Genomic DNA, 628 nt, shown 5'->3' with positions numbered 1-628 from the left:
AGACCGGCGCTTCATGGCCCGCGCCGCACTTCTTTTCCGGCACAAAGCACACTTCACGGCGCTGTCGGTGAAAACGCGCAGGGATTACTTTCTTGCGCTTCGAATAGACCTCAATAGTGGCCCATATACCTACTGATAGCCCAATCAATACCGCAATAAAGCCGTTTCTAATCGCTTCGTCCACAAAAACGCGAAAGACTATTTCTGAGACAAATGGGTACAGTATCATCGGAAAAACAAAGACGACTATAAGAAAAGACCAAAATGACAAGGCAATGATTAGCTGATTGCCAAAGACTCCGGGCCAACCAGCTCCATAGTCCAGCCAGGTATCGTTAAGCTCGCTGACCGCCCCTTCGTTGAGCGCCGGTTCCCCGGTGGGAAGGGGGTGGGGGGCGAGAAACACAAGCCTGCCGCCCGGCAGGCGCTCCACATTGCCCGCCTGCTGCGGTTTGGTTGGGTCTGGCCCCGCCAGGCCCTTGCGTTTGCTGGCCATCGTCAGGCTTCGACTCCCTGGCGCCGATAGGCCTCGGCGAAGATATCCTCGATGGGGCGTTGTGGGTTTTCCTCGCGCACCCGCCGCACCTCGGCGGAGAGCCGCAACAGTTCCTCGCTGGGCTTGGCCCAC

Annotated in this window: 1 protein-coding gene; it reads right to left on the bottom strand. The window is 57.6% G+C overall.

From position 1 onward, the window contains the following. On the bottom strand, positions 1–496 hold a 496-nt coding region (locus tag HP566_RS06390; RefSeq protein ID WP_249976432.1), incomplete at its 3' end, for a hypothetical protein. Positions 497–628 lie beyond the last annotated feature (132 nt).

The organism is Vreelandella olivaria (genome assembly GCF_023507745.1).
GTDB lineage: Bacteria > Pseudomonadota > Gammaproteobacteria > Pseudomonadales > Halomonadaceae > Vreelandella > Vreelandella olivaria_A.
The sequence above is the reverse complement of the archived record's forward strand: the minus strand, read 5'-3'. Positions and strand labels throughout refer to the sequence as shown.